The sequence below is a fragment of the Hymenobacter volaticus genome, from assembly GCF_022921055.1.
Classification (GTDB): domain Bacteria; phylum Bacteroidota; class Bacteroidia; order Cytophagales; family Hymenobacteraceae; genus Hymenobacter; species Hymenobacter volaticus.
Genome location: NZ_CP095065.1, coordinates 85,454 through 107,886, shown reverse-complemented (window position 1 = coordinate 107,886; position 22,433 = coordinate 85,454). Strand labels below are relative to the sequence as shown.

At 57.8% G+C, this 22,433-nt stretch carries 26 protein-coding genes and 1 pseudogene; 8 read left to right on the top strand and 19 right to left on the bottom strand.

All coding sequences use genetic code 11. The features are described 5' to 3' along the window. Window positions 1–50: 50 nt before the first annotated feature. The 4 genes from MUN86_RS27385 to MUN86_RS27365 form a co-directional block, all read right to left on the bottom strand. Window positions 51–494 carry an SRPBCC family protein gene (locus tag MUN86_RS27385; RefSeq protein ID WP_245127157.1) on the bottom strand — a complete coding sequence of 148 codons (444 nt, stop codon included), beginning with the start codon at window positions 492–494 and terminating at the stop codon, window positions 51–53. A 151-nt stretch (window positions 495–645) separates the two neighbouring features. After that, window positions 646–1,341 carry a helix-turn-helix domain-containing protein gene (locus tag MUN86_RS31445; RefSeq protein WP_280640684.1) on the bottom strand — a complete coding sequence of 232 codons (696 nt, stop codon included), beginning with the start codon at window positions 1,339–1,341 and terminating at the stop codon, window positions 646–648. 23 nt (window positions 1,342–1,364) lie between these two features. Next, on the bottom strand, window positions 1,365–1,574 hold the full coding sequence (locus tag MUN86_RS27370; RefSeq protein ID WP_245127156.1) for a hypothetical protein: 210 nt from the start codon (window positions 1,572–1,574) through the stop codon (window positions 1,365–1,367). A 376-nt stretch (window positions 1,575–1,950) separates the two neighbouring features. Continuing rightward, entirely contained in the window at window positions 1,951–2,199 is a 249-nt protein-coding gene (locus MUN86_RS27365) for a hypothetical protein (protein ID WP_245127155.1), read from the bottom strand. A 507-nt stretch (window positions 2,200–2,706) separates the two neighbouring features. Here MUN86_RS27365 and MUN86_RS27360 point away from each other — a divergent pair. Then, on the top strand, window positions 2,707–3,399 hold the full coding sequence (locus MUN86_RS27360; RefSeq protein WP_245127154.1) for a hypothetical protein: 693 nt from the start codon (window positions 2,707–2,709) through the stop codon (window positions 3,397–3,399). Between the two features lie 227 nt (window positions 3,400–3,626). Here MUN86_RS27360 and MUN86_RS27355 read toward each other — a convergent pair whose 3' ends face one another. After that, on the bottom strand, window positions 3,627–4,403 hold the full coding sequence (locus tag MUN86_RS27355; RefSeq protein ID WP_245127153.1) for a DeoR/GlpR family DNA-binding transcription regulator: 777 nt from the start codon (window positions 4,401–4,403) through the stop codon (window positions 3,627–3,629). 48 nt (window positions 4,404–4,451) lie between these two features. Between MUN86_RS27355 and nudK the strand changes: the two genes are divergently transcribed. Then, on the top strand, window positions 4,452–5,030 hold the full coding sequence (nudK, locus tag MUN86_RS27350; protein WP_245127152.1) for a GDP-mannose pyrophosphatase NudK: 579 nt from the start codon (window positions 4,452–4,454) through the stop codon (window positions 5,028–5,030). Window positions 5,031–5,611: 581 nt separating this feature from the next. On the opposite strand, the gene MUN86_RS27345 is transcribed toward nudK, so the two are convergent. After that, a complete protein-coding gene (locus tag MUN86_RS27345) occupies window positions 5,612–5,887 on the bottom strand; it encodes a hypothetical protein (RefSeq protein ID WP_245127151.1) in 276 nt (91 codons plus the stop codon). Between the two features lie 41 nt (window positions 5,888–5,928). On the opposite strand from MUN86_RS27345, the gene MUN86_RS27340 reads away from it, so the two are divergent. Further along, window positions 5,929–6,846, top strand: a complete 918-nt coding sequence (locus tag MUN86_RS27340) for a DUF808 domain-containing protein (protein WP_245127150.1) — start codon at window positions 5,929–5,931, stop codon at window positions 6,844–6,846. Window positions 6,847–7,385: 539 nt separating this feature from the next. Here MUN86_RS27340 and MUN86_RS27335 read toward each other — a convergent pair. Beyond that, complete coding sequence (locus MUN86_RS27335) at window positions 7,386–8,423, bottom strand: hypothetical protein (protein WP_245127149.1); 1,038 nt, start codon at window positions 8,421–8,423, stop codon at window positions 7,386–7,388. A gap of 221 nt (window positions 8,424–8,644) precedes the next feature. Here MUN86_RS27335 and MUN86_RS27330 point away from each other — a divergent pair, with 221 nt between their 5' ends. The 3 genes from MUN86_RS27330 to MUN86_RS27320 are packed head-to-tail and all read left to right on the top strand — an operon-like array spanning window position 8,645 to window position 10,733. Further along, window positions 8,645–9,271 carry an alkaline phosphatase gene (locus MUN86_RS27330; protein ID WP_245127148.1) on the top strand — a complete coding sequence of 209 codons (627 nt, stop codon included), beginning with the start codon at window positions 8,645–8,647 and terminating at the stop codon, window positions 9,269–9,271. Beyond that, complete coding sequence (locus MUN86_RS27325) at window positions 9,232–10,146, top strand: alkaline phosphatase (RefSeq protein ID WP_245127147.1); 915 nt, start codon at window positions 9,232–9,234, stop codon at window positions 10,144–10,146. The genes MUN86_RS27330 and MUN86_RS27325 overlap by 40 nt, the downstream gene beginning before the upstream one ends. Further along, window positions 10,146–10,733 (top strand): T9SS type A sorting domain-containing protein, encoded by a 588-nt coding sequence (locus MUN86_RS27320; protein ID WP_245127146.1) that lies wholly within the window; start codon window positions 10,146–10,148, stop codon window positions 10,731–10,733. Before MUN86_RS27325 ends, MUN86_RS27320 begins: the two co-directional genes overlap by 1 nt. A 167-nt stretch (window positions 10,734–10,900) precedes the next feature. Here the strand turns inward: MUN86_RS27320 and MUN86_RS27315 are convergent, their stop codons facing one another. The 5 genes and pseudogenes from MUN86_RS27315 to MUN86_RS27295 all read right to left on the bottom strand — a co-directional run bounded on the left by MUN86_RS27315 (window position 10,901) and on the right by MUN86_RS27295 (window position 15,590). After that, window positions 10,901–12,631 (bottom strand): alkaline phosphatase D family protein, encoded by a 1,731-nt coding sequence (locus tag MUN86_RS27315; RefSeq protein ID WP_245127145.1) that lies wholly within the window; start codon window positions 12,629–12,631, stop codon window positions 10,901–10,903. 158 nt (window positions 12,632–12,789) lie between these two features. Next, window positions 12,790–13,773: a Na/Pi cotransporter family protein gene (locus MUN86_RS27310; RefSeq protein ID WP_245127144.1), complete on the bottom strand. Its 984-nt coding sequence runs from the start codon at window positions 13,771–13,773 to the stop codon at window positions 12,790–12,792. Between the two features lie 86 nt (window positions 13,774–13,859). Next, window positions 13,860–13,982, bottom strand: a pseudogene (locus MUN86_RS27305) (Atu4866 domain-containing protein); the annotation flags it as partial. Window positions 13,983–14,089: 107 nt separating this feature from the next. Beyond that, entirely contained in the window at window positions 14,090–14,344 is a 255-nt protein-coding gene (locus MUN86_RS27300; RefSeq protein ID WP_245127143.1) for an alpha/beta fold hydrolase, read from the bottom strand. A gap of 370 nt (window positions 14,345–14,714) precedes the next feature. Further along, window positions 14,715–15,590, bottom strand: coding sequence for an alpha/beta fold hydrolase (locus MUN86_RS27295; RefSeq protein WP_245127178.1), 876 nt, complete (start codon window positions 15,588–15,590; stop codon window positions 14,715–14,717). Between the two features lie 116 nt (window positions 15,591–15,706). Between MUN86_RS27295 and MUN86_RS27290 the strand changes: the two genes are divergently transcribed. Then, window positions 15,707–16,075: a winged helix-turn-helix transcriptional regulator gene (locus MUN86_RS27290; protein ID WP_245127142.1), complete on the top strand. Its 369-nt coding sequence runs from the start codon at window positions 15,707–15,709 to the stop codon at window positions 16,073–16,075. Between the two features lie 306 nt (window positions 16,076–16,381). Here the strand turns inward: MUN86_RS27290 and MUN86_RS27285 are convergent, their stop codons facing one another. The 7 genes from MUN86_RS27285 to MUN86_RS27255 form a co-directional block, all read right to left on the bottom strand. Further along, the gene (locus MUN86_RS27285) at window positions 16,382–16,885 is read right to left on the bottom strand and encodes a cupin domain-containing protein (protein WP_245127141.1); all 504 of its coding nucleotides are present in this window, start codon (window positions 16,883–16,885) and stop codon (window positions 16,382–16,384) included. 543 nt (window positions 16,886–17,428) lie between these two features. Then, complete coding sequence (locus tag MUN86_RS27280) at window positions 17,429–17,830, bottom strand: DUF4267 domain-containing protein (protein ID WP_245127140.1); 402 nt, start codon at window positions 17,828–17,830, stop codon at window positions 17,429–17,431. Between the two features lie 843 nt (window positions 17,831–18,673). Further along, window positions 18,674–19,264 carry a BLUF domain-containing protein gene (locus tag MUN86_RS27275; protein WP_245127139.1) on the bottom strand — a complete coding sequence of 197 codons (591 nt, stop codon included), beginning with the start codon at window positions 19,262–19,264 and terminating at the stop codon, window positions 18,674–18,676. 151 nt (window positions 19,265–19,415) lie between these two features. Next, window positions 19,416–19,811, bottom strand: coding sequence for an ATP-binding protein (locus tag MUN86_RS27270; RefSeq protein ID WP_245127138.1), 396 nt, complete (start codon window positions 19,809–19,811; stop codon window positions 19,416–19,418). A 278-nt stretch (window positions 19,812–20,089) separates the two neighbouring features. Continuing rightward, window positions 20,090–20,245 carry a hypothetical protein gene (locus MUN86_RS27265; RefSeq protein ID WP_245127137.1) on the bottom strand — a complete coding sequence of 52 codons (156 nt, stop codon included), beginning with the start codon at window positions 20,243–20,245 and terminating at the stop codon, window positions 20,090–20,092. Window positions 20,246–20,278: 33 nt separating this feature from the next. Beyond that, window positions 20,279–20,755, bottom strand: a complete 477-nt coding sequence (locus MUN86_RS27260; RefSeq protein WP_245127136.1) for a nuclear transport factor 2 family protein — start codon at window positions 20,753–20,755, stop codon at window positions 20,279–20,281. Between the two features lie 555 nt (window positions 20,756–21,310). After that, window positions 21,311–21,574: a hypothetical protein gene (locus MUN86_RS27255; RefSeq protein WP_245127135.1), complete on the bottom strand. Its 264-nt coding sequence runs from the start codon at window positions 21,572–21,574 to the stop codon at window positions 21,311–21,313. Between the two features lie 241 nt (window positions 21,575–21,815). Between MUN86_RS27255 and MUN86_RS27250 the strand changes: the two genes are divergently transcribed. Next, window positions 21,816–22,292: a DinB family protein gene (locus tag MUN86_RS27250; RefSeq protein ID WP_245127134.1), complete on the top strand. Its 477-nt coding sequence runs from the start codon at window positions 21,816–21,818 to the stop codon at window positions 22,290–22,292. Window positions 22,293–22,433: the final 141 nt, after the last annotated feature.

Sequence of the window (22,433 nt, the reverse complement as noted above, 5' to 3'; positions counted from 1 at the left end):
GGCTCGGTAGCAATGCCTGGCAGCGGGGTGAATCATTGTTCACTCGCTGCTTATGTCTGGACAGCCGGGTCATCGATGGGTTTTTCCAGAAAGCACTTCAACTGGCTGCCCAAAATGTGCTGCCAGCCGGTCTCGAACCGGCGGCGGGCAAAGTGAGGATCGGGGGGAAAGCTGGCCAGGCCCGTGTGCGTGAGCGTGAGCCGGGTGGCCGTTCCTTCGGGCTCCAACTCAAAGGTGACCTCCGAGCTACCGGGGTACCCCGTATAGCACCAGCTGTGGGCCAGCTTCTGGCCCGCGACTACTTGCGTCACCCGCCACTGCTTCTGGTACGCCGAGCCGTCATCGGCAAATTCGAACACGACCCCCACTGCGGGCTCCATGCGCTGCACTTGCGGGAAATACCACGCGCGCAGGCGGCGCGCATCCGTTAAAGCGGCCCACACGTCGGCCAAGGAGGCCTGGTACGTCTGCTCTATTACAAAGGGCTTATCCATGATTTTCGGCGGCGCTAGCTAGGCGCGGATGTAGGAGACAAGGCCCGTTGGGTCGTGCTGCCTGAGTTATGCTACCGGCCGGGTTGCCTAGTAGACAGGGGCAAAGATCCGGCCTTGTTGCAGTAACCCGCTAGGACAAAAGCCGCTAGAATTAGGACTTTCCTACCCGCTGGCGGTAGGCCAGCGGCGACATCCCGGTGTGTTTCTTGAAAAGCCGGCTGAAATAAGAAGCGTCGGCCAGGCCCACCGCGGCGGCCACTTCGCTTACGGGCCAACTACTCTGGCTGAGCAGCACCTTGGCCTCCAGCACGAGGGTTTCCTCTATCCACCGGGTGGGGGTTTTGCCGGTGACCATCCGCACAGTTTTGGTAAGGTGCTTAGGCGTGACGTGCAACTGGTCGGCGTAGTCCCGCACTTGAGGCAGGGAGCTGAAGTTCGTGGCCACCAAGCGCTTGAAACGGTTCGTGAGGGCCAGGGCCGGCGAAGGCGCGGGCAGTGCGTCGACCGGGAAAATATGGAGCAACTCGTGGAGCAAGGCCAGGAGGTAGGCCCGCAGCAGGTCGGGCCGCTGCTGGCCGTGGGCCTGAAACTCCACCAACAGACGGTGCAGCAGCGCCTCCACGAAGCCGGTTGTCTGGGCCGGCAGCACAAACAAGGGGGCGCCCCAGACGCGCAGAAAGGGAAACGCCGTCAGGCTGTCGGCGCTACCCAGGGGGCCGATAAGTAACTCATCGTGGAAGTGGCAGAAATAGCCCGTGTACTGCTGGCCAGGCTGAAACGAATACACTTGGCCGGCCCGCACCAGCAACAGCTGGCCGGGCCCGACGGTGTACGGGTCGGGCCCGATGTGCAGCGTGGCCGTGCCCGAGGTCAGCAGTAAGCAGGAGTGAGTTGTGGCCCGGCTCGGCGGCAGCGCCCGCTCAAACAGGGGTAGAGTGCCTCCACGGGCACGATAAAGAACTGCTCCCGGCCGCAGTCAGCAGCCCCGTGGGGTTGGCGATAAACCGGCGCAGGCAAGTGGGCGGGGAGTAGGTCAGGATGGCCGGAGCAAGCATAAGACCAAAGAAATGAGCGCAGCAATAAGTTGGGGCAAGTGGGCTAAGCGGCTAGCGGCAGGGCTTCCTCGACACGGGCTGGAAGCTAGGCTATTGCTGTCCTAAACAGTCTTTCCGCCCGTCTTGAGCACCTTGTAGCGAGCCTACAGGAGTGAATGCGTCCCTTTCTTGGTCTAGGGCTTCAGTAGTTATTTCACCAACCGTTTGACCACTAGTTGGTTTACTGCCGGCGCAACAAAACGGGTGGAAACGCACCCGCCGAGGATAACTCACTTGTCACTTATCAACTCCGTTGTATTGCCTGCTGAATTCTATCCCGCCACTGTAGAAGCGAACGGCCGACTCTTAGAAGAAGACCGCAATAAAGGTGGGGATAAAGAGTAAGGCCACGATACCAAGATTCAGGAAAAACACGCGTCGGTAGTGCCGCGCCTGGGGGTGGCTTGGGCCAGCAAAGGTGCCCTGAGGAGCCCCCAAAGGGTCAGCACAAACAACGGCACGCCCAGCAACAGCGCACTATAGAGATAGTAGGCAATGGCCGCGCAGTACCAGTGCAGCACATTGCACACGTCAATCACGAGAAGACCGAAAAGATTAAGACAGAGATTCAGATACAACGCCCACCAGGCGAAGGGCTCGGGGTTAAACATAAGGCCAAGCGTGGAAGGTGGATAGGAAGGCTTAGCGCAAGCGCCCATAGTCCTAATTAAACATAAAACTTACTTCTCAAACCGGCGCATTCTAAGCCTCGCCTTGTAGCTAATAGTCCTGCTTAATCCGGATAAATGATCTGATTACGCCGAAGCCTAAACTACTAGTTGTCTTAGTGAAAAGTGGCGCTCCGCAATTCCTCGGCCGGTAACTATTCCCTGCGAGCTTGCTGTTTATTGCCCTGGATTAATACTGATTGTGGCTCGCGTACACGCATTACCCTACGGTATACTCGCCCTTAAGGCCTGGTAGCATTCTGGTCGAGAAAGTCGCGTCAGCACTTGATTCGATGGGTAGGGCTTGCACTTCAAATAATCCGGCAGGGAAAGAGGAGAATCCCGCTGGCAAAGGTCGGGGCGTAACCCGCGGGCTAGTTTTGCTGGCAATTAACTGGCAGTCCAGGTCGGCGCAACGGCGTTTGGTGAATCAGTTAAGCTTCTTCCAATATGAGTGCTATACCGCGAGCAACCTCTTCTACACCACATTACAGCCGGCCACAGGCAATAGTACGACCCGCCTTCGCCTGGTGCAGCGTCCTGCTCATGAGTTTGAGCGTGGTGACCGAAGCGCAAACGCTTGATTCCGCCACAACCTACGGTAGAAGCCCAGTACCCGCGAAAAAGGCGCTGCTACTCAAACTAGCGACTGGCTTTACTCGACCTTATCCCACGGCCTACCGCGTGGGAACAGTGCCGTTGGTAGCCGGGCTAGAGTATGCGCGGCCTACGGGCTGGAGTTTGTACGTTAACGGGGTGAGTGGCTTTGGGGTGAGTGTATGGCAGCCAAACTTGGTGCAGCTGGCCGTCGGCGGGTTTGAGGCGGGGGTGCGGCACTACTACAACCAGCCGCGCCGACAGCAGCGCAGCCGCCGCACGGGAGCGGGCATCGGCAACTATTGGGCCCTGCAAACGGCCAGCTTATGGCAAGAGGGCAACACTTATCGAGCCGCGTACGAGTACACGGCGGGCACCGCCCAGTGGGGCCTGCAGCGCCGTTTGGGTGGGCACGGGATCTTCGATGCTAGCCTGGGCCTAGGAATCTATAATCCAGAACGGACCTCGGGTTTCCGCTCGGAGATTCGCACCCGTAAGCTGGAAGTACTGCCCGAGGTGGGAGTAAAGTTAGGCTTGGTCTGGTAAGCGCCCCAAGCTGACGTTGCCGCGCCATTTAAAGGTGCTTTGCTTGCTGAAAGTAATTTCTGAAGCATGGAGCTACTATGCCACGACTACTTAGCTGTTTCCTACTTCTTCGCGCGGGGAGTAGGGCAGGCTGGTGAAGCCGTCACTGTTGTTGCCCTGCTTGTTGGATGTAGAGCGTGTAGCCCTGGTGAGCGAGCTTCGCGCTCAAAGCAGAAAAAGGCAATTAATTAGGCCAGCACAGTTAAGCCCGCCTCCCGATACCGCGCCAGCACTTCTGTCGGGGCGCGCGCATCCGTTATTAAAGTGTCCACAAAGGAAAGCGGGGCGAACTGCAAATACTTGTCGTGCTCGAGCTTACTAGCGTCGCAGAGCAAATACACGTGGCGGGCCGCCTCGCCCACGGCCAAACTGATGGACGCTTCTTTTTCGCTGTTGGCGCTCAGGCCCCGCTGCAGCGAGAAGCCGTCCACGCCCAAAAAGGCTTTATCGACTTGGTAGCGCTTGAGCTGCTCGACGGCCACCGTGCCGTGCATGGCCTGCCGCTCGGCATCAACTTCACCGCCGGCCAAGACCACCTGCACTTGGGAGTTCACCAACTCGAAGAGCACGGGCAGCGAATTGGTGACCACGCGAATCTTGAGGTGCTGGATCAGCGGACACAACGGAAAGGTCGTGCTGCCGCAATCGATGAAAATGGTATCGCCCGCCGCAATCTGGCGGGCGGCCAACTGGCAGATGGACGTTTTCTCGGCCAGGTGAGCTGTCGCTTTGCGGGTAAAGGCCACCGGGTTTTTCACCAGTTCGGGCAGCACGGCCCCGCCGTGGGTGCGCACCACCAAGCCCTCGGCAGCGAGCTGGGCCAAATCCCGGCGAATGGTGATGGGCGTGGTGTGTAGTTGCTGCGCCGCGTGGCCCACGTCCAGGCTGCCCTGTTGGGCTAACGTGGTCAGTAAAAATTGCTTGCGCAGTTGAAAATTCAAGGGTTTCTCGTTACTTGCTTCCATAAGAACACAAAGAAACACAAGTAATCACAAACGAACGATCGAGCTTGTATGAACGAACACATTCGCCTGCGCGAGCAACTGGTTTTGTCAGACAACTGGTACACGCTGCGCAAAGTAACGTATGACTACCAGCGAAAAAATGGGCGCTGGGAAACCCAGTCGCGGGAAGCCTATGATCGCGGCAACGGGGCCACGATTCTGCTGCACAACCCGGCGGCCGACACCGTTATTTTGACCCGCCAGTTTCGGCTGCCCACCTTTGTCAACGGCAATGCCACGGGCATGCTGATTGAAACCTGCGCCGGCCTGCTCGACGACGAGCACCCCGATGCCGCCATTGTGCGCGAAACCGAGGAAGAAACCGGTTACCGGCTTACAGCGGTGCAGAAAGTGATGGAAGCCTACATGAGCCCGGGTTCGGTGACGGAGCGCTTGTTTTTCTACTTGGCCGAGTATTCCCCCGCCACCGAGCGCCGGGGTGGGGGCGGCATTGAGGAAGAGGAAATCGAGGTGCTCGAGTTGCCCCTGCCGCAAGCGCTGGGCATGATTGCCACCGGCGAAATTCAGGACGGCAAGACCATCATGCTCTTGCAACACCTGCGCCTCCAACAACTTCACGCTTTGTAACGCCCCCCGACTGATGGTGCTTTGTCTTTGTTCCGGACCGGCTATTTACCCTTGATTGACGAGTGGGTGGCCTTGCCCCTGCTCGCCCGGGCGGGTTCTGCCCAGCTGGGCAATGCGCCTTATTAGGCAATTCTCAACCCGGTCACCCACCACTTGCTAGCGCAGTGCGACGTTGTCCAGCGCCTAGCGGGTTCCTCCCAGGGGTGCGATGAGGATGTCCGGCTAACCCAGGAGCAGAGCTTACCCGTGTGCTACTGCCTAAAAGATATTCCTGCTTACGTACCAGTGAAAAGGGACCGTTAGTTTACCTGGTCACTTTTTCTGGACCCCCCATGCTAAATGCTGGTTATCTCTAACACCAGGTTGCATAAAGCCAAGTTGGCAGTTTTTTCCGTTGCTGACCCCCATTGCAGCACCTGGTTTTCGACCCCTAAGCGTGTTTTTTAAATTAAAGAATAGGGCTACCGTAGCCGTCGCTCTAGAGCTCAACTTGATTGAAGAAGTTTCCTTCTGCACGGGGCAGAATAGTCCTATACCTAGTGCAGGCGTCGGTTCCCGCCCCGGCTGGTCCGCACAGGCTGCTATAAGCCGCCGCGACGTCGTTCTATCCGTTCGAGCGGTCCATAGCAATGCTTTAAAAGCACCCCGGCAGGACTTGCTGGTCCGCCAAGGGAAGTAGCAGCGTCGAACACGTAGTTTACCGCGCCCTTGAGCCGGAGCGACCCCCACGGACTTGCTTCCAGCACCCGCCGAATTAGTATTACCACTGCCACTACCACCTTCTGCCTGCCTAGGGCGACAATGTGTCGTTCGCCAAACCGCCATAACTTGCTGCCAAGAGAAAGAGCAAGACGCACACCGCCGTGCCAACGCACATCACATTACAATCACACAGAACATGGCTTCAGGTTTTTTTGCCTTATTAGACGACATATCCGCTTTGGTGAAAGCAAGCGCGGCGAGTTTAGATGACGTGCCGGCCCAGGTAGCCAAGACCACCGGCAAGGTTTCCGGCATTGTCATCGACGATACGGCCGTGACGCCCAAATATGTCGTGGGCCTCGACCCCTCCCGTGAACTGGCTATCATCTATCAGATAGCGAAAAAGTCCCTGATCAATAAACTATTTATTCTTACGCCCGCGGCCTTGCTGCTCGGGTATTTTGCTCCTTGGGCCATTACGCCCATTTTAATGCTAGGCGGCGCATATTTATGCTTTGAAGGGTATGAAAAGGTGCACTCCCTGTTCAGCAAATCCCACGCGGTGGATGGGGACGAGCAGTTGAAGCAGATTACGCCGGAGGAACTGGAAAAGGAACGGGTGGCGGGCGCCGTGCGCACCGATATTATTTTGTCGGCTGAAATCATCGCCATTGCTTACAGTCAAGTAACCGACCAACCGATTGTCAACCAGATTGCCGTCATGGTGGCCGTGGCCATTTTCATTACCGTGGCAGTTTATGGCTTTGTGGGCTTGCTGGTTAAAGCCGACGACATAGGAGTGCACCTGGCCCAGGATAAATATCACCCGGCCACCCAAAAACTAGGGCGCGGTATCGTGAAATTTATGCCGCGCTTCCTGAGTGTTTTAAGTTACGTGGGTACGGCCGCCATGCTGTGGGTTGGAGCTGAAATCATCGCCCACGGTTTTCCGTTCACCAGTCATTTACTGCACGATTTAGAACAGGCTTTAGCTCACCTACCGGTTGTCGGCTGGCTGGCCAAGGCGCTGGCTTGCGCAATTGCCGGGATACTTATTGGTTTTGTCGTGGAAAAAGTAGTGCTGCTGGTCAAGAAAGTACTTGGTAAGGCATAACGAGACGCAAATTGCCAGTAACGGAAGTTTTTGCGGACCAACGGGTTGCGCGCTACTTAACTGCCTTTTTCCTGCCGGTAAGAGGTTAAGGCTAAGTGTGTAGTCGAGAATAGAGTTGACCGTTGTTTATGATGGGCTACTTAGTGACCGTCTTTTTAAAAGCACACGAGTGCTTACTTACATCCCGTTTCCTCGTTACGGGGTGGCATTCATAGTATTTAGACGAGTGTCCGTACGAGAACAGGCGAAAGGATCACCACTGATTTTGTAAATGGTCCTTGGTAAGTTAAAAATGCGTCTTACAGTTGTTAGCATCCGAGTCTGCTGACCCGAGGGAAAACAATGTAACAGAGGTTATGTCGTCTGCCCAACCGAACGGGTCGCCAGGTGCGCGCTCACTCGGTTGATGCCACCTACGGCGACGTCTAACAGGTAAACTCCTGAAAGCGGCCCATGTTCTGTTGTGCGCGTTCCCGGTTAGCTTGGAAGCGGATAACTGCGTTGCAGCCTACTTTTTAGTAGCACCCAGGGGCCTAGCATTACCGGCGGGTGACCCCGGCGGGCTGGGCGGCAGCCGGAAAGCCTTTCCGCCGCCAGACGCTTACTTGCCCGGGCTGCAGCACCCACACCCGGTGCCGCGCATCCACGTGCAGCAGATCGGGTGCCGTAGTAGAGCCCGGCAAAGCAACAGGCACGAGCGCCGACCAAGATTGCACCTGGTCGGGCGCCGCCGGCGCGGATGAGTGCCCCGGACTAGGCAACTCGGCGGGCAGCAGCAGCAGCCCTAGCGTCGTAGCGAAAAGGTAGCCCTGGCCGGGCAGGTAAGCCACGCTGTATACCTCATTGCCGGGCCGCCCCAAGTACTTGACCGTGGACAGGGGCGCATCGCCGGCCGCAGAGGGCTTTGCAAAAAGACTGATGCCTTCCGACATTAGTACCCACATATTGCCGCTGCCATCGGGCAAGAGCTTCTCCACGATGTTGTCGGGAATTTCGTGGTTGGCCACGCCCTCCTCGTTGTAGCGCGTCCACTGCTGCTTGTGCCACTGATACAAGCCGATATTGGTGGCAATCCACACGGCGCTATCCACCGTGGCCAGCCCGGCATTCAGGGTGGGGATGCGCAGCTGCGCTTGCCAGGCGCCCTGAACCTGCTGGTAGACGCCGTAGCCGGCCACGCCCACCCATACCGCGCCGGTAGCATCTTGCAGCAAAGCCGTTATGGGGGCTGCTACACTCGGTCCCGCCGGGGTAAGCGGCCGCGCCTGCCCGCTGTGGGTACTGACCTGTAGCAAGCCCTGCTGGGTGCCCAGCCACAGGGTGGTATCGGTAAGCAAGGCGCAGTGGATGGGGGCCGTGCTGCGGTAGACCGGCACGAACTGCCGACCCCGGCGGCGCCACACGGTCTGCTCGGTTACTAGATAAGTGGCCTTGCCCGCCATGAGCAGAGCCACCGCTTTTTCCTGCCCGGCTACGCGGTAGCGCACGGGCCCGCCCGCTAAAAGGCGGGTTGGGTTGCCGGCCAGCAGCAAGCTTAAAGTAAGGGTGAACAGCAGCAAGGAAAGCGCAGATTTCATAGGGCGAACGTGGCGACAACAGGCAGGATCAAGGTCTCAGCCAAAGATAGTCGCTGCGCTGTATGCGGTTTGTAACCATTGTGTTACCAAGCCGACACCTGCTCGCTTTTTGATAACGTAGGCTTGATGCATTCGTAACGCCACCGTCATGCGGCAGCGGCATTTTTACGGGGTACTAACGGGCTTACCAACCCTTTTCTTTCCCTTCTTTTCTAGTCACTATGAACGCAAAACGTTTACTCAGCGCGGGGCTGCTGCTCTCGGCGATGGGCGCCGGGCCCGCGCAGGCCCAAACCCCGAACACCAACGTCATCATGTACATCGGGGACGGGTTCGGGCTCGCCCCCAAAACGGCGGCCCGCATGGCCATGGGCCAGGGGCGGGATGGCAAGCGCTTCAACACCGATGCCAACTTCCAGGTGCTGGCCCTCGACAAGCTCAAGTACAACGCCACGGTGACCACCCACTCGCTGAATTCCTGGATCACCGACTCGGCCCCCGGCGCGTCGGTGTACGCCTGCGGTAAGCGCGGCAAGCAAGACAACGAGGTGATTTCGCTGGACCCGGCCACCGGGCAGTCCATCGAAACCATTCTCGAAGCCGCTAAAAAGCAAGGCTACGCCGTTGGTATCGTGAGCACGGCCCGCATCACGCACGCCACCCCGCCGCCTTCGCCAGCCATATCTGGTTTCGCGACCTCGAAGACTACATTGCCGCCCAGTACATCGCCGCTTCTCAGCCGCAGTACGAGGCCATCTTCAACGCCAGCCCCACGGCCTCGTTCCGCTACACGGCGGCGCGCGACTGGGTGCTGCCTACCACCAAAGTCGGCGTGGATGTGGACGTGATTCTCGGCGGCGGCTCGCGCCACTTCTTGCCCCGCAACGTGGCCAGCCCCTACGAAACCATCCGCGACGCCGCCGGTAATACCATCACGGACCCGGCCACCAATGCCCCCGCCACCCTGACGCGGGGTCGCCGCGCCGATGATGTGGACTTGGTGAGCTACGCCGTCACGCAGCGCAACTACGGCTTCGTTAACAGCCGCGACGCGCTCAACAACCTGAACCTAGCCGATTATACTGGTCCCAACGGCAAGAAGCTGCTGGGCTTGTTTCACGCCTCGCACGTCAACTTCGAGCAGGACCGGCAAACCAGCGCGCCCTGGGAGCCCTCGCTGGCGGAAATGACGCAGGCTGCCATTCGGGTGCTGCAAGCCAAGAGCAACGGTAAAGGCTTTTTCCTGCTGGTGGAATCGGGCCGCATCGACCACTTAGAGCACGCCAATACGGGCGGTATCACGGTGGCCGCGGGCACCGGCGGCAACCAGTACACGGTGGAAGTTGACCGGCCCGCCTACGTGGGCGGGGGCGAAGCCAACTACGTGGCCACGCCTGCCACTCCGCGCACCACCAACGTGTACGCCTCGGACTACATGATCAAGGAAGTGCTGGCGTTCGACTACGCCATTGCCGAGGGCCGCGCCTTCCTTAATACGGCCAGCAACGGCCGGACTTTACTGTTCAGCTCGTCCGACCACGAGTGCGGGGGCTTTACCGTTACGGGCTTGCACGACGAAGCCGATGCCCAGCAGAACGGCACCAAAATCCGGACCTACTCCGGTCAAATCACTAAGTCGGTGGCGGCGGAAGCCGGCTACGCCACGCCCACCAACCTGGTGCGCGGCGACGGTGGGGCGGGGGCTGGTTTCCCGAGTACGTGATGACCACCTTCCAAGGCAAGACGTACCCGACCCCGGCTTCGGCCACCGGCAAGCGCATTGTAGTGGCCTATGGCTCCAACCCGCTCACCAATGGTAACGGCGTCCGTGCCAGCACCGGAGTAGGCAGCAACCAGGGCGGAACGCCCGGCAACCACACTCCCCAAGATATTTGGGTGGGCGCCGAAGACAATACCAACAGCTCGCACGCGGCCCGGATCAGCGGCCAGGGCTTGCTCGACAACACGGCCCTGACTTCCATTATGGCCAATTTCATGAGCTTGAGCATGTTCGAGCAAGTTCTGGCCGCCCGCGGCGCCCAAAACCCGGCGGACCCAACAGTGCACGTTTTCCCGACCCCGTTCAACAACCAACTTACCGTGTCGTTCGACGTTACTACGGCTGCCCCGGTGAGCGTGGAACTCTTCAACGAGCTGGGCCAGAAAGTGGCCACGCTGGTAGACCATAAGCTTTACCGCGCGGGTTCGTTCACCGTTCCGGTTGACGCGCAACACCTAGGCAGCGGCCTCTACATCGCCACCGTGACGATCGATGGGCAGGTGATTTCCAAAAAGACCGTCAAGCTCTAGGCACAGCTGCCGCTTTGCCGACCGGGCTAGGTTAAAAGCCTGCGGGTCAACTAAAACCAAGCAGACCAGTTAGTAAAGCTGTTTGGCGCATCGAGATTTAAAAAAAGAATGCGGGCAACTTCTGCCCGCATTCTTTTTTATATCAATTAACCCTGCCGCAATTTCTGCTAAGCTTCGGTTACCGTCTTGCCGGTGGTCGTGGAAGTGCTGGCCACGTCCAGGCTCCCCACGTACCGCCACTGTGCCGAGGCGGTTGTCGCGCTGAATTCGGCCAGCACGTAACCCCGCTGCGAGGCGTCGAGGTAGTTGAGGTCGTCGATGAGCAGCTGGTTGGATTGGGCGAAGCTTTGCGCCGTGGCCGCGTTGCCGTTGAAGAATGCTTCAAAGCCGGGCGAGGAAACCGAAGGGCAAGCAAACTCCACCCCGGCTTTCTGGCCGCTGGCCGTCGTCAAATCGTTGTACCAGGCGTTGTGCGTGTCGCCCGCCAGCGAAACCAGCTTTTTGGCTCCGGCCGCCGCGTACACCCGCTCCCGCTCGGCCGGATAGCCGTCCCAGGCATCGAGGTTATAGGGCAGTACCGTCGTGACGCGGGCCCGCTCGGTGGGCGTTACCGTGGGGTCACCCTGCTGAATGCGCAACTTGATGGCAATCAGCTGCGTGGCCAGGGCCGTGTACTGGGCCAACACCGCGGCCGTGCCGCCTCCCGAGGCCAACTGTGCCACTAGCGGCAGCAGTTCGGCCGGGATGTACATTTTGCCCATCAGCACCTGCGAGCCCAAGACCTGCCACTTGGCGCTGCTCCCGGCCAGGGCGGCGGCCAGCCAAGTACGCTGTTCGGTGCCGAGCATGCTGCGGTTCGGATTCAGCCAGGCCGTGGCGAAAGCCGCCGCGTTGAAGGTGCCGCCGGCCCCGAAGTAGTCGGCGTAGCTCAGTTGCTTGTCGCGCCCGAGCAGGCGGGTGTCGAGCATGAGCAACTGGGCAATGCCGCCGAAGTCGAAGCTGCGGTAGATTTTATCGGGGCTGCTAACCCGGGCCGGCAGGTACTCGTGCCAGACCTGCTGGGCAATCTGCTTGCGCTGGGCGTAAGAGCCCTCGGAAGGCTGGTGGTTTTCGGCTCCGTCCACGTACGCATCGTTAGCCAGCTCGTGGTCGTCCCACACGCAGATAAAGGGCTTGAGCTGGTGGGCCAGCTGCAATTGCGGGTCGCTGCGGTACTGCTGGTAGCGGGTGCGGTAGTCGCTTAAGTTCAGCACTTCGGTGGCCGGCAAGTGGCCTCTATTCAAGACAGCCGTCGAGCTGTTGGTGCCGTACTGCCCCTGGCCGTACTCGTAGATGTAGTCGCCCAGGTGCACCACCACATCGGCCTCCGACGCGGCCACGGCCCCGTAAACGTTAAACAAGCCCGATTGGTAGTTGGCGCACGACACGACAGCCATCTTCACGCTGCTCGCTTGGCCGGCCAGCGGCAAGGTACGGGTTTCCCCAACCACCGATTCCGCCCGGGTGCTTTCGCTGCGGAAGCGGTAAAAGTACTTCTGGTTGGCTGTTAAGCCCGTTGCATCCACTGCCACGGTGTAGTCCGTAGCTGGTCCCGCCCGGAGAGTGCCGCTCGCCGCCAACCGGTTGAAGTCGGCGGTATCGGACAGCTCCCAGCGGATGAGCGCGTCGCCGGATTCGTTGTCAGCCGGGGTGTAGCGGGTCCAAAGGATAATTCCCGTAGCGGACGGATCGAAGCTGGCCACGCCCTCGCGGAAGCCGCCGCCGGTATACACGGGGCCGTCGTCATCGTCGGCGCAGCTGCTCAGCAAAGAAGGCAGCAACGTGACGCCGCTTGAAATCAGGGCCGTATTTTTAATGAATTTTCGTCTGGTTACTCCTTTAGTAGTGTTTTTGGCCATACTGCTAAGGCGTTAAGTGCTGCTTAGCTTAAAGGTAGCGCCAAGGTATGACGTGTAGATTACCGATATATTATGTAATTAAATGAAGTTGAATAAGATGCGAGTCGCCACCGTATATTACCTAGCCCATTCACTGAGCATTATTATCAAGTAGCTATCTACCTCGCTGGCAGGGCCAGGACCGGCGCCCCCGGTTCTTGCTCGGGCAACCACGCATCCAGCAGACGCTGGCAGAGCGGCACCAGCGGAGCGAACAGCAGCACGCCGCTGACGTTGAACAAGACGTGGGCATGGGCAATTTGGCGGGCAACATCGGCCTGGCCGGCTACCCGCAGTACCAGGGCCGTGAAAGGCGCAATCAGCAGCAAGCCCAGCGTGATAGAAACCAGATTGAAGCCTAAGTGAAACAAGCCGGTCTTTAAAGCGGCGCGGCCGCGGCCCACGGTGGCCAGCAGCGTGTCAGAGCACGTTCCTAGCTCGGCGCCGAGCATCACGGCGATGCCAGCGGGCAGCGTCAGCAAGCCTTTGGCCGCCAGTTTGATGACCATACCGAGCGTGGCCGACGACGATTGAATCAGCAAAGTAATTAGGGCGCCGGCTCCCGCCCCGCGCACCGGGTTTTCCAGCTTGAGCAGCCAGGCCTGCACTCCCTCGTAGTCTTTGAGCGGGGCCGCAGCTTCCCCGATCAGAAACAACGAGAAAAACAGCAATCCGAAGTTAAACAACGCCCGCCCTGCCGTGCGACCCGGGCGCTTTTTGCTGAGCGACAACAGCAGCAAGCCCGGCAGCATGGCTACTACGGCGTATTGGCCTAGATCAAAGGCGAAGAGTTGAGAGGAAATGGTTGTACCGATATTGGCGCCGAGCACCACGCCCAAGGAGTTGCGGAAAGGCAGCGCGCCGGCACTTACCAAGGCAATAGCCAGGATAATAACCACCGATGAGGAATCGAGCAGGGTCGTCACCACGGTGCCAGCCAGAATGGCCATGGGCACGGTCTTGGTAAAGCGGTCCAGAGCGTTTTTCACCCGCTCGCCCACCACCTGGCGCAGCGCCAGCGCCAAGCGGCTCACCGCGTACAAGAACAAGACTAAGCCACTGACGGCCAGCAAAACAATGGATAGAATGGACGAAGAGTGCATAGCAGGCAACCACCCGAGAAGGAAGGCGGTGGTACAGCCAACGTAGTGAAGCTCAGGAACGTCAACTTGCAGGCATCAACAAATTGTTACCTCGGGGCTCGTGTAGTATACCCTTGTGCCGACTGCTTGCAGTAGAGCACCGTGCCGGCGTGATACAGCACGTTGTCGCCAAACTCCCCGTCGGCCGTAAAGCCGGCACCATCGCGGTAGTATCTGGAAGTAGGTTAACCATACTGACAACCTATTTCCAAACAAGGCATGTTGCTGATTTAGGATAGGTCTATACCTGTAAACAGGGCTAACCTCTTAGTACAACTCAGAGTTTGCTGCCGGGCTGAAACGAGCTGTCATCCACTGACTTCAAATACTTGATAAGGCCTCTCATGTAGGTTTGCTGATCGTCGTACATACTCATGTGGCTGCCTTGCGGGCAAATAAGCGAATTGCCTTGCTTGACCTGCGTGGCAAGCCATTCCGTGTGGGCCGGGTCCATGATGTCGTACTTGCCGCCAATGGCGAGCACCGGCACGGTGAGTTGGGGTAAGTCGCGGGTGCGGTCCCAATGCGTCAACTTACCCGCCAGCCCAAATTCACTCGGGCCCTGCTGGAATGCAGATATAGACAGATACAGTGTTGCTTAAACGATTTATTAGGTTCCGCTCCGGTTCATTGAGTATCCTTGGCCTATGGAGTAAGTGTTGAAAGAGCAAGCCTTGCAGCCGGGTACGGTTAGCAACCGGAATTCATACGTTCGCAAAGTTGCTGAGGCAGGGAATTGAGAGTTAGTAAGTGGCCTGTTGCGAAACAACGATGGGCTTTCCAACTCGAGTTTAACCCAGCAGCGCATGCTGTCCGACCAAGCCCCTCAGTATGTCTTGTCCGTTTAGTTATAGGAGCAGTTTTTGCGGGCTTGGCGCAGGTCGTGGCCTGAGGGCGTCGGCTTACGAATGGGCAGCCAAAAAGGGCAGCAGGACGGCGGCCATCTCCTCGGGTACTTCCTCTGCTAAATCATGACCGGCGTGGAAGACGTGGCCGGTGACGTTGTGGGCCATTTGCTGCATGATGCCCTCATTACGCTCCCCGATAAACGCATCGCCGCCTAGCGCCAGGACCGGGAGCGCCAATTTGGTTTTCGACAACTCGCGATTCTGTTCGCCGTCTACCAGCATGGCGCGGTACACCGCCAGCATCGACCGGATTCCGCCCGGCAGGCTGTAGCAGCGCACATATTCTTCGATGGCGTCGGCCGTGGCAGTGTCGGGGAACAGGCGCTCGGACCTGAGCAGGTAAGTAAGCAACTCGCGCTCATGGCCGGCAATCAACATCTCGGGTACATCCGCCTGAAAGTAAAAGCCCACGTGCCAGAGAAACATGCCCGCCGCATTTTCGGGCGTCAAGGCCGTATGCTGCTCGAAGTTGAAGCCCGGCATCAACGCTTCCGCAAAGACCAGGGACTTCACTTGCTGCGGGTGACGCGCGGCGAGCTGATAGCCGATAACTGCCCCCCAATCTTCGCCTACCACGTGATAGGAGCCATGGCCGAGCTTGGCCATGAGCGCCCCAATGTCCTCGCTCATCGTGGCCGAGTCATATCCGTCGGCGGGGTGATCCGAATCGCCGAGTCCCCGTAGATCCGGCACGATGACGGTGTAGTGGTCGCTGAGTAGGGGTAGTAGATGCCGCCAGTGATACCCCGTTTTGGGTATGCCGTGCAGCAACACCACGGGGGTACCTGTTCCGGCGAAGCGATAGTGCAGGTTCGTGCCATTGACTGCGATACGGTCACTGTGCACGGGTGTTCCCTGGTGGTCGACCATCCTATATTGCTCTTTCTTTGTAAGGGGTGAGTGTTTCATGCGGCAAAGGACTCCATTGCCCATCTCCGCTCCAATAACTCACCCCAAAGTGAGCCTCCTCCATCTCCTCTCTGCCTATGGCCAGTAACGTGAAAGAAGGCACCACCAACGCGCAGAATCGGCAGGTTTTGTCGGCGTGGTGCTCAGTCAATGATGTCTTGCGCGACATCAGCCCCCGTTGGAAGATGGTGGTCTTGCATCGTATTGCCCATGGGGTTGCCCAGTTTAGCCAGCTCAAGCACGCTTTTCCCACCTTGTCAGATCAGGTGCTTGGTAAGCGCCTGGCCGAGTTAGTGGCCGAGCGGTTGGTCGAGAAGCGCGCGGTGGCGGATACCGTCCCGCCCCAGATTCGCTACACGCCCACGCCCAAGGGCCGCGCCCTACTGACCATTATCGATGCGCTGCAGCAGTGGGGCCAGCAGGATTGGTCCAGTAAGCACGACTAAGGTAGGTTCGCGGAACGCGACCGCCCGAAAGCCAAACAGCGTACTTAGGTTCCACAGGCGCACCTTCCTGAGCCACAGGATAGCCTTGCATTGCGTACTTCGACTGAACCACGAGTCTGTTATGTAAAGCAGCTTTCCCCAAGAACTGAAGGAAAAATCTGCTCTTAACTTCAACGAAAATTCTGTTGAGCTAGGCCAAAATTTGTTTTGCGCGCTTTGCGCACGCTCCCAAGCCACAAATCCCGTTTCCTTCGGAGAAGAGTTCCGAAAAAGGGATGATAAGTGTCTGGAAGCGTAACCCGCCCGCTAGCCCTTTTTGGTAAAATAATCGGGCGGAAAGACCTCTTGGCCGTATTGCTTGGCTAGCGCGCCAATGCGCTGCTGTTGTTCGGGCGTGGGTGGCGGTGTGGCGAGCGGCTGCCCGGCCACAATTGGCTGGCCAACCGTTAGGAAAAAGGTATCGAGGCCGGCAGGCGCAACTACGCAGAGCATATGCGCTGGGGTCGTGCTCTCATTGGTGAAATTATGAACCGCGCCACCCAGTGGAATAGTGACCACCGCCCCTTTTTTGGCCACGTAAGTTTGGGTTTCGGAGCGCACAACAACTTCCCCTTCCATGACATAAAAGGTTTCTTGAATGGTGGGGTGCGCATGGGGCACCGGGCCGCTGTGGGGTGGCACCAGCATATCGATGATGGCATAGGCCTGGCCGGTCTGGTCGCCGGAGACCACTACCCGATAGGTGCCGCCTGCTTGCGAAACGGTCGGGCCGGCTTGGGGGTCGAGGGTACTGATGGAAGTAGGGCGCATACATGAAGTAGTAAGAGTGTAAGAGAAAGCAAATGGCTATCAACTGCGGCAAGCCTGCTGGCCGGCTACTTAGTAGTTGAGGTTAAGTATTCGAGTAACTGTTTAGCACCCTAGCGGAGGCTGCCTCAAATCAGGTGCATTTCGCTGGTTCTAGCTGACAACCAGGCAACTTGGTGCAGCCTACTGCCTGCTACCTCGGCGCGAGATTTCGCTGGCCCGCGCAAGGAACTTGCCATGCAAGGGGTAAGCGGGTTTACCAGGGTTCCTGCAATCCCGAAAGGCCGGCTGGGCGAAGTGTAAGCACCTCAGCCCACAGCCGATGACACTATCCTAAGGCGCTTGCAGGGCGCGGGCATCGGCCAGAGTTTACGCGCAACGCATCCAGAACCTGCGTGCCATTAGCCTCATCAACGCGCCGCAGGGTGGGGCGGGCATAGAAGACATTGGTGCCGTATCCGGGGCTACTGCTAAACAAGGTTAAGGTAACCAGCCAGGCGGGCCAGAGCGGACTCGTAACGAGTGTCGGATAAGCTGAGTGGAAGGTTACCCTTTCGCGGGGGGTACGGGAGCAGACTGGCTGAATAAAGAAGCCGCCCCGCTCAGCAGCAGGCCGATGGCCACTAGGTGCGGTAGTTCCAACGGCAGCGAGGCGGTGGGCTGGGCCCGCACGATGGCTAGGTCTACGCTGGGAATGAGTGTACCCAGCAGCATGACCCATGCCAAGGGTCGGTCGTAGCCAAGGGCGGCAAAGGCCACTAGCAACAGGCCTGAAAACACGTCCCGGATGCCTTTGGCGTAGTGAAAGGCGTAATGCACATCGGCAGGGGGTAGAAACACGCCGAAGCCTTCCGCTCCCGTCCGGGGAGCCAGCAGAAAGCGCAGGCCGATAAACACCATGCCAAGACCAATGAGCAGCCCGAGGCTGCGGGAGAGCGTGCGACGCATAACGAAGAGAAGAATAGTACGACACAAAGGTGTAGTTGTGCTGCCCTTCCAGTCATTCACTTAAGTGCATAAATGCGCCACCGCCCACAATGCCGCGCGACCCCGAATTCAACTCAGCGACTTTCTCTTGCCCCCAACGTAGGAGGCGATATGATACGGCGGAATGTGGTGCTGCAAGTCGGGTAGGTGCGCACAAAGCTGGCGTAGCGCTGCGCGGTTGTGTACTCGTAGAACGAGGTGAGTTGGCCTAACACGTTCACGAACAAGGTTGCTGCCTGAGGCGGCCTAAGTGCTCCCCTTCGCACACCTGGTGGTAAAACTACTGGATGTCGCTGCATGAAATAGTCAGCAGATAGGCATTTTCTAAGGCCTGAATACCACGTCTAGCGGAGCAGGCGTACAGAAAGCTGCTGTAGCCACCAATAAACTTCTAGAATCGCGTTGGTAGTAGTGCACGGACGCAGCAGGATTTAACACAGATCGAAGCCTCATAACCACCGAATTTATCCGCACGTGGCCCAACGCTCCCGACTTGCTTTGCTCCTCGGCGAGCTGTGCTACTTTCCATATCTATTTTTATAGTCAGTGCACCATCTTCAAAAGCGTTATTCGCTTTGGTTCAGATGGTAGAACTGCGCTTGGTATAATCGCTCGATTAGGTCGTTCCCTGAGTAAATCCCTTGCTTCGACAGCATTATTAGTAACCAATCAACGCTTCTCTGGCCAGCATGACCAGGTTCTGGGACTATTTCCTTACTATCCAACTTCTCTTTAACTCAACGAGCTACGAGCTTGTTATCGTGTTCACCAGCACCTAATAGCGTGGATTGCAAGTGAACGGTGCTAATCCAACTTCGAGCCGAATTGATGAAATACGTGGAGCAATGTTCGCAGGTGCGGATCGGTGATCGACTCCGGTACCGGTGCATGCGTTTCCACGGTGCCCAGCACCTGCTCGAGTTCGAGCGGATCTATCTGGCCCCAGGCCATGCTCCACTCGGCAAACCACCGCTGCGGGCCGGGGCCTTCGCTTAACGTGACGACTTGCGTGTGGCGCGCATCCTGTTGAATCCGGGCGAAAAGGGTGCGCACTGCTATTTCCTCTCCTTCCAAGAGTTGCACAAACCGGTCGTCACTGTACAAGAGCAGGCCCGTGAGATGGTGCTCGTGGTTGTAATGGCGTGACCAGTTCACTAGCGCCTCTACGTCGGGCAGCACCAGGCCTAGCTTGGTCTGGCTACGGTACAAAACATGATAGACACTTGTCTCTAGCAAGACCAACACCTCGTCAATCGTGAGCTCTCCGGTCTGGTAACGCGCTAAGAGTTCTCGTTCATAACGCGGTGGAGCAAGGGTAGTGTTCGTCGTGAAACGAATGAAGGCAGCTACCGCACGGCGGCGAGCTGCCTCATTAGGCAAGGAATAGTCACTCATATCTTGTCTGTACGGCAGCAGGGTACAGATGTCTGATACAGAAGGTGATAAATCGCCTGTTTCTTTGTTGAACACGGATTCCCTATGGGCGACGCTGGAGTAATAATAGCCCTGATAAAGGAAGCGGGCCGCTTAGTAAGGGGATGAGCTATTATTTTATTTCGGGCTGTATTCGGCAATGGCCGTCAGACTTGGAGTGGTCGTCAGCGCCGGAGATACCCGTGGAAGGTGGTGCCCTGACCAAGCTGGCTGTCCACCAAAGCTTGCCCTGGCCATGCGACAAGTCCAGGCCCAACCCGTTGTCCTGCACTTCGAGCACGTGGTAGTCGGGCTGGGCCTGGTCGCGGATGACCACTTGGGGCACGCGACCGGGGCGGCCATACTTGAGCGCGTTGCTAAGTAAGTTGTAAACCACACTCGGCAAGTTCTTTTCCGAAAAAGTCAGGGTTAGCCCAGTCGGCACCTGCACCTCCAGCTGGGCTTGGGTTTGGTCGAGCAACGGCAGTAAGTCGAGGCGGATGGCTTCAATGAGGGCGGGCAGCAACACTTGCTCCGGAGCTTGGTGGTATCTTGCTGCAGACGGGAAATATCGGTCAGGAGCAGGATGGTGCGCTGGAAGCGCTTGGTCGACTCTTGCATCATCATTAGCATATGCGAGACGTCGCCCACCCGCCCGGCCGCGGGCAGTTCGTGCTCCAAGGCCAGGAGCAGGCCTTCGATGTTGGTAACGGGGGCTCTTAGATCGTGGCTGGCTGTGTAAATGAAGTTATCTAGGTCCACGTTGGTGCGTTGCAGTTGCTCGTTGACCTACTGAAGCTGCTGGTGTTAGGTTTGTAGTTCCGTGGTCCGGTCGCGCACGCGGGCCGCCATGTCCTTGAGCCGGCGCAAATCAAAATGTAGTTGTAGAGGCTCATTGACGCCGCTGCGCAGGCAGTAGTTGACTAGGCTCGTAACGTGGTAAATACGCTTAAATTCAGGCATACATGGATTTCAATGACCTGCCTGAAATAACAACTAGCCTCGACTGCGCAATATCACCCGCTCAGCGGCCTGATTCGGCAGCTCCAGATTGCCGTCCTGGTATTTCAGATTGAACTTCAGCCTGTCCGTGTGCCAGGTCGCACCTTCACGCACCAAGTGGAACTCGTAGGTGCCCACCACCGTCCAGACGTTGCTGCCTGTGGGCTGCGGCAAGTAGTGCGTGGCCGTGCCGTAGCAAAAGGCAGTAGCTTCACGGTCGTTGACCAGTCGCACATCAAAATTGCCTAACTGGTGGTGCGTGTGCTCAAAGCCGGGCAGCAGGGCCTGCCAGGCAGTAACAATCTGCTCGGGCGTTAGCCTGGCGGGCTCGCCACCAGCCATAGACGTATAATCTAGAAGAACCTGCGGGGCAAAGGCGGCTTGCACGCGCGACCAGTCGTGTTCGTCGGTGCCGACGAAGATAGCCGTAATGGCTTGGGTAATGTCGGTAATATCTACGGATGAGGCCATGTTGAGAACGAAGCAAAGCAAAAGTTAATCGTGTGCAGCTCCAAGGAAGAAAGCCAGGCACTTACTTCAAAAAGGTAGTAAATAGCCAGGCCGTGGCCAAAAGGTTTGAGTACTCGGTATACTCCACAACATACCCGTTGCAGAGCCGGGACGTGCCCAAATAGTCATTTTAGGTAGCGGCCGCCGACCTGTTTCCATATCGTCCTTGAACTCAACGAAGATATCGGGGTCGTGGGTGGCGGGGCTGGTACGGGAAAGCGCATCTGCCCGAATTGCCAATTCAGGCTGCTGTATTGCCGGCAAATGGCCTCGGCCTCGTTGAAGCCCTAGAGGAAGCCGTCCAGCACTTAGGGATCTACTTAGCACCCAGTGGGGAGTAGTACAATGTTGGGCGGAGACGAGATGCCGAAGAGCCTAGTCGGCTAAGAGCAAATACAAGTATTTCGTACTGTGAACGCTGCATGCCCTGTATCCGCCCGGGACAGCCACGCACTACCAAAACAAGTTGGGTTGTAACTGATGAAACTATTAACCAATAGTGAGGAGAGTACCCTGTTATTTCCGGGTTAAATCGTCTAGCTCGATAGAAGCAGCATAAGGTTCTAGGAAAGCTGGGCTCACAAAGGTGCGCAGCTTCTCTTGCAGCACATTGTCAACGTGATTATAGAACATTTCCACGAAGAACTCGCCCTGCATATGATAGAGGACTAGGGTGTCCGACCCCTCGTAGCGAGTGGCAAGATGGTGACCTTCGTCCCAGACCAACTCGATTTGAGTGAGGAAGGGCAGGGTCCGGAAAGCAGAATGTGCGGTTGGCATGGGTAAGGATGGTCAGCGAAAAACACGTTTGCGCTTACGCGTGATAACCCGTCTAGTTTGAGGGCTAGATCTTGGTTTCACCACCCGCTTCGTGCTGGTGGATATACACAAACGAAATTGTGGGAATGTTCACCGTTGAGTAGAAAACGCAAGCGGGGTTCTTCTCTTGTATCTTGCCTCGGGCGCAAAGGGCGTAGCAACCCCCGACCTTGCGGGTCCAACAAGTTGAACCGTACATCCGATGTCCCTGCTGCTGCCCATGGCTACTAATCGCTACTTCGCCCAAGCCTTTGATACCTTCAAGGCCTTCGACAACCTGACCGTGGCCAGCAGCAGCGCGGAGCAAGAGGCATTTCCCGCGAGTATTTGGCAGATTTTACACCACTTGCTCGCCTGGCAAACACATCAGCTCGCCCAACTACGGGGAACCGTTCTCACCGAGGCATTCGATGAAAAGCGTAGTTGGAGTACAGCGCGCGTACCCCCGAGTGAAACGGCGCTACAAGCCGCTGTTACGGAATTCCAGCACCAACTGGTTGAGTTGCAAGACCACGCCCAGCAGCTGAGCGGCGAAGGGTCAGAAGTCGTAGAGCAAGCCCTCGTCCTGCAAGCGGTGGCCTTGCATCTCTCGTTTCACCTAGGGGAGGTTGTGCTGATTCGGCGGCTGCAGGGCACGTATCCGCTGCCGGAGCAGATGGCCGCGTTCTTGCCGAAATGATCAAGGAATAGATGGTACCGGCCCCACTTGCCGGTGGTACCGCGCACTGGTTATAGCTTGCGCCGCCGCTGAGTGCAAGTGATACGTTTTGGTAGGAAAGGCCTCATTGAGGTAGCCTAGAGATGATGGACAGAAGTAAAA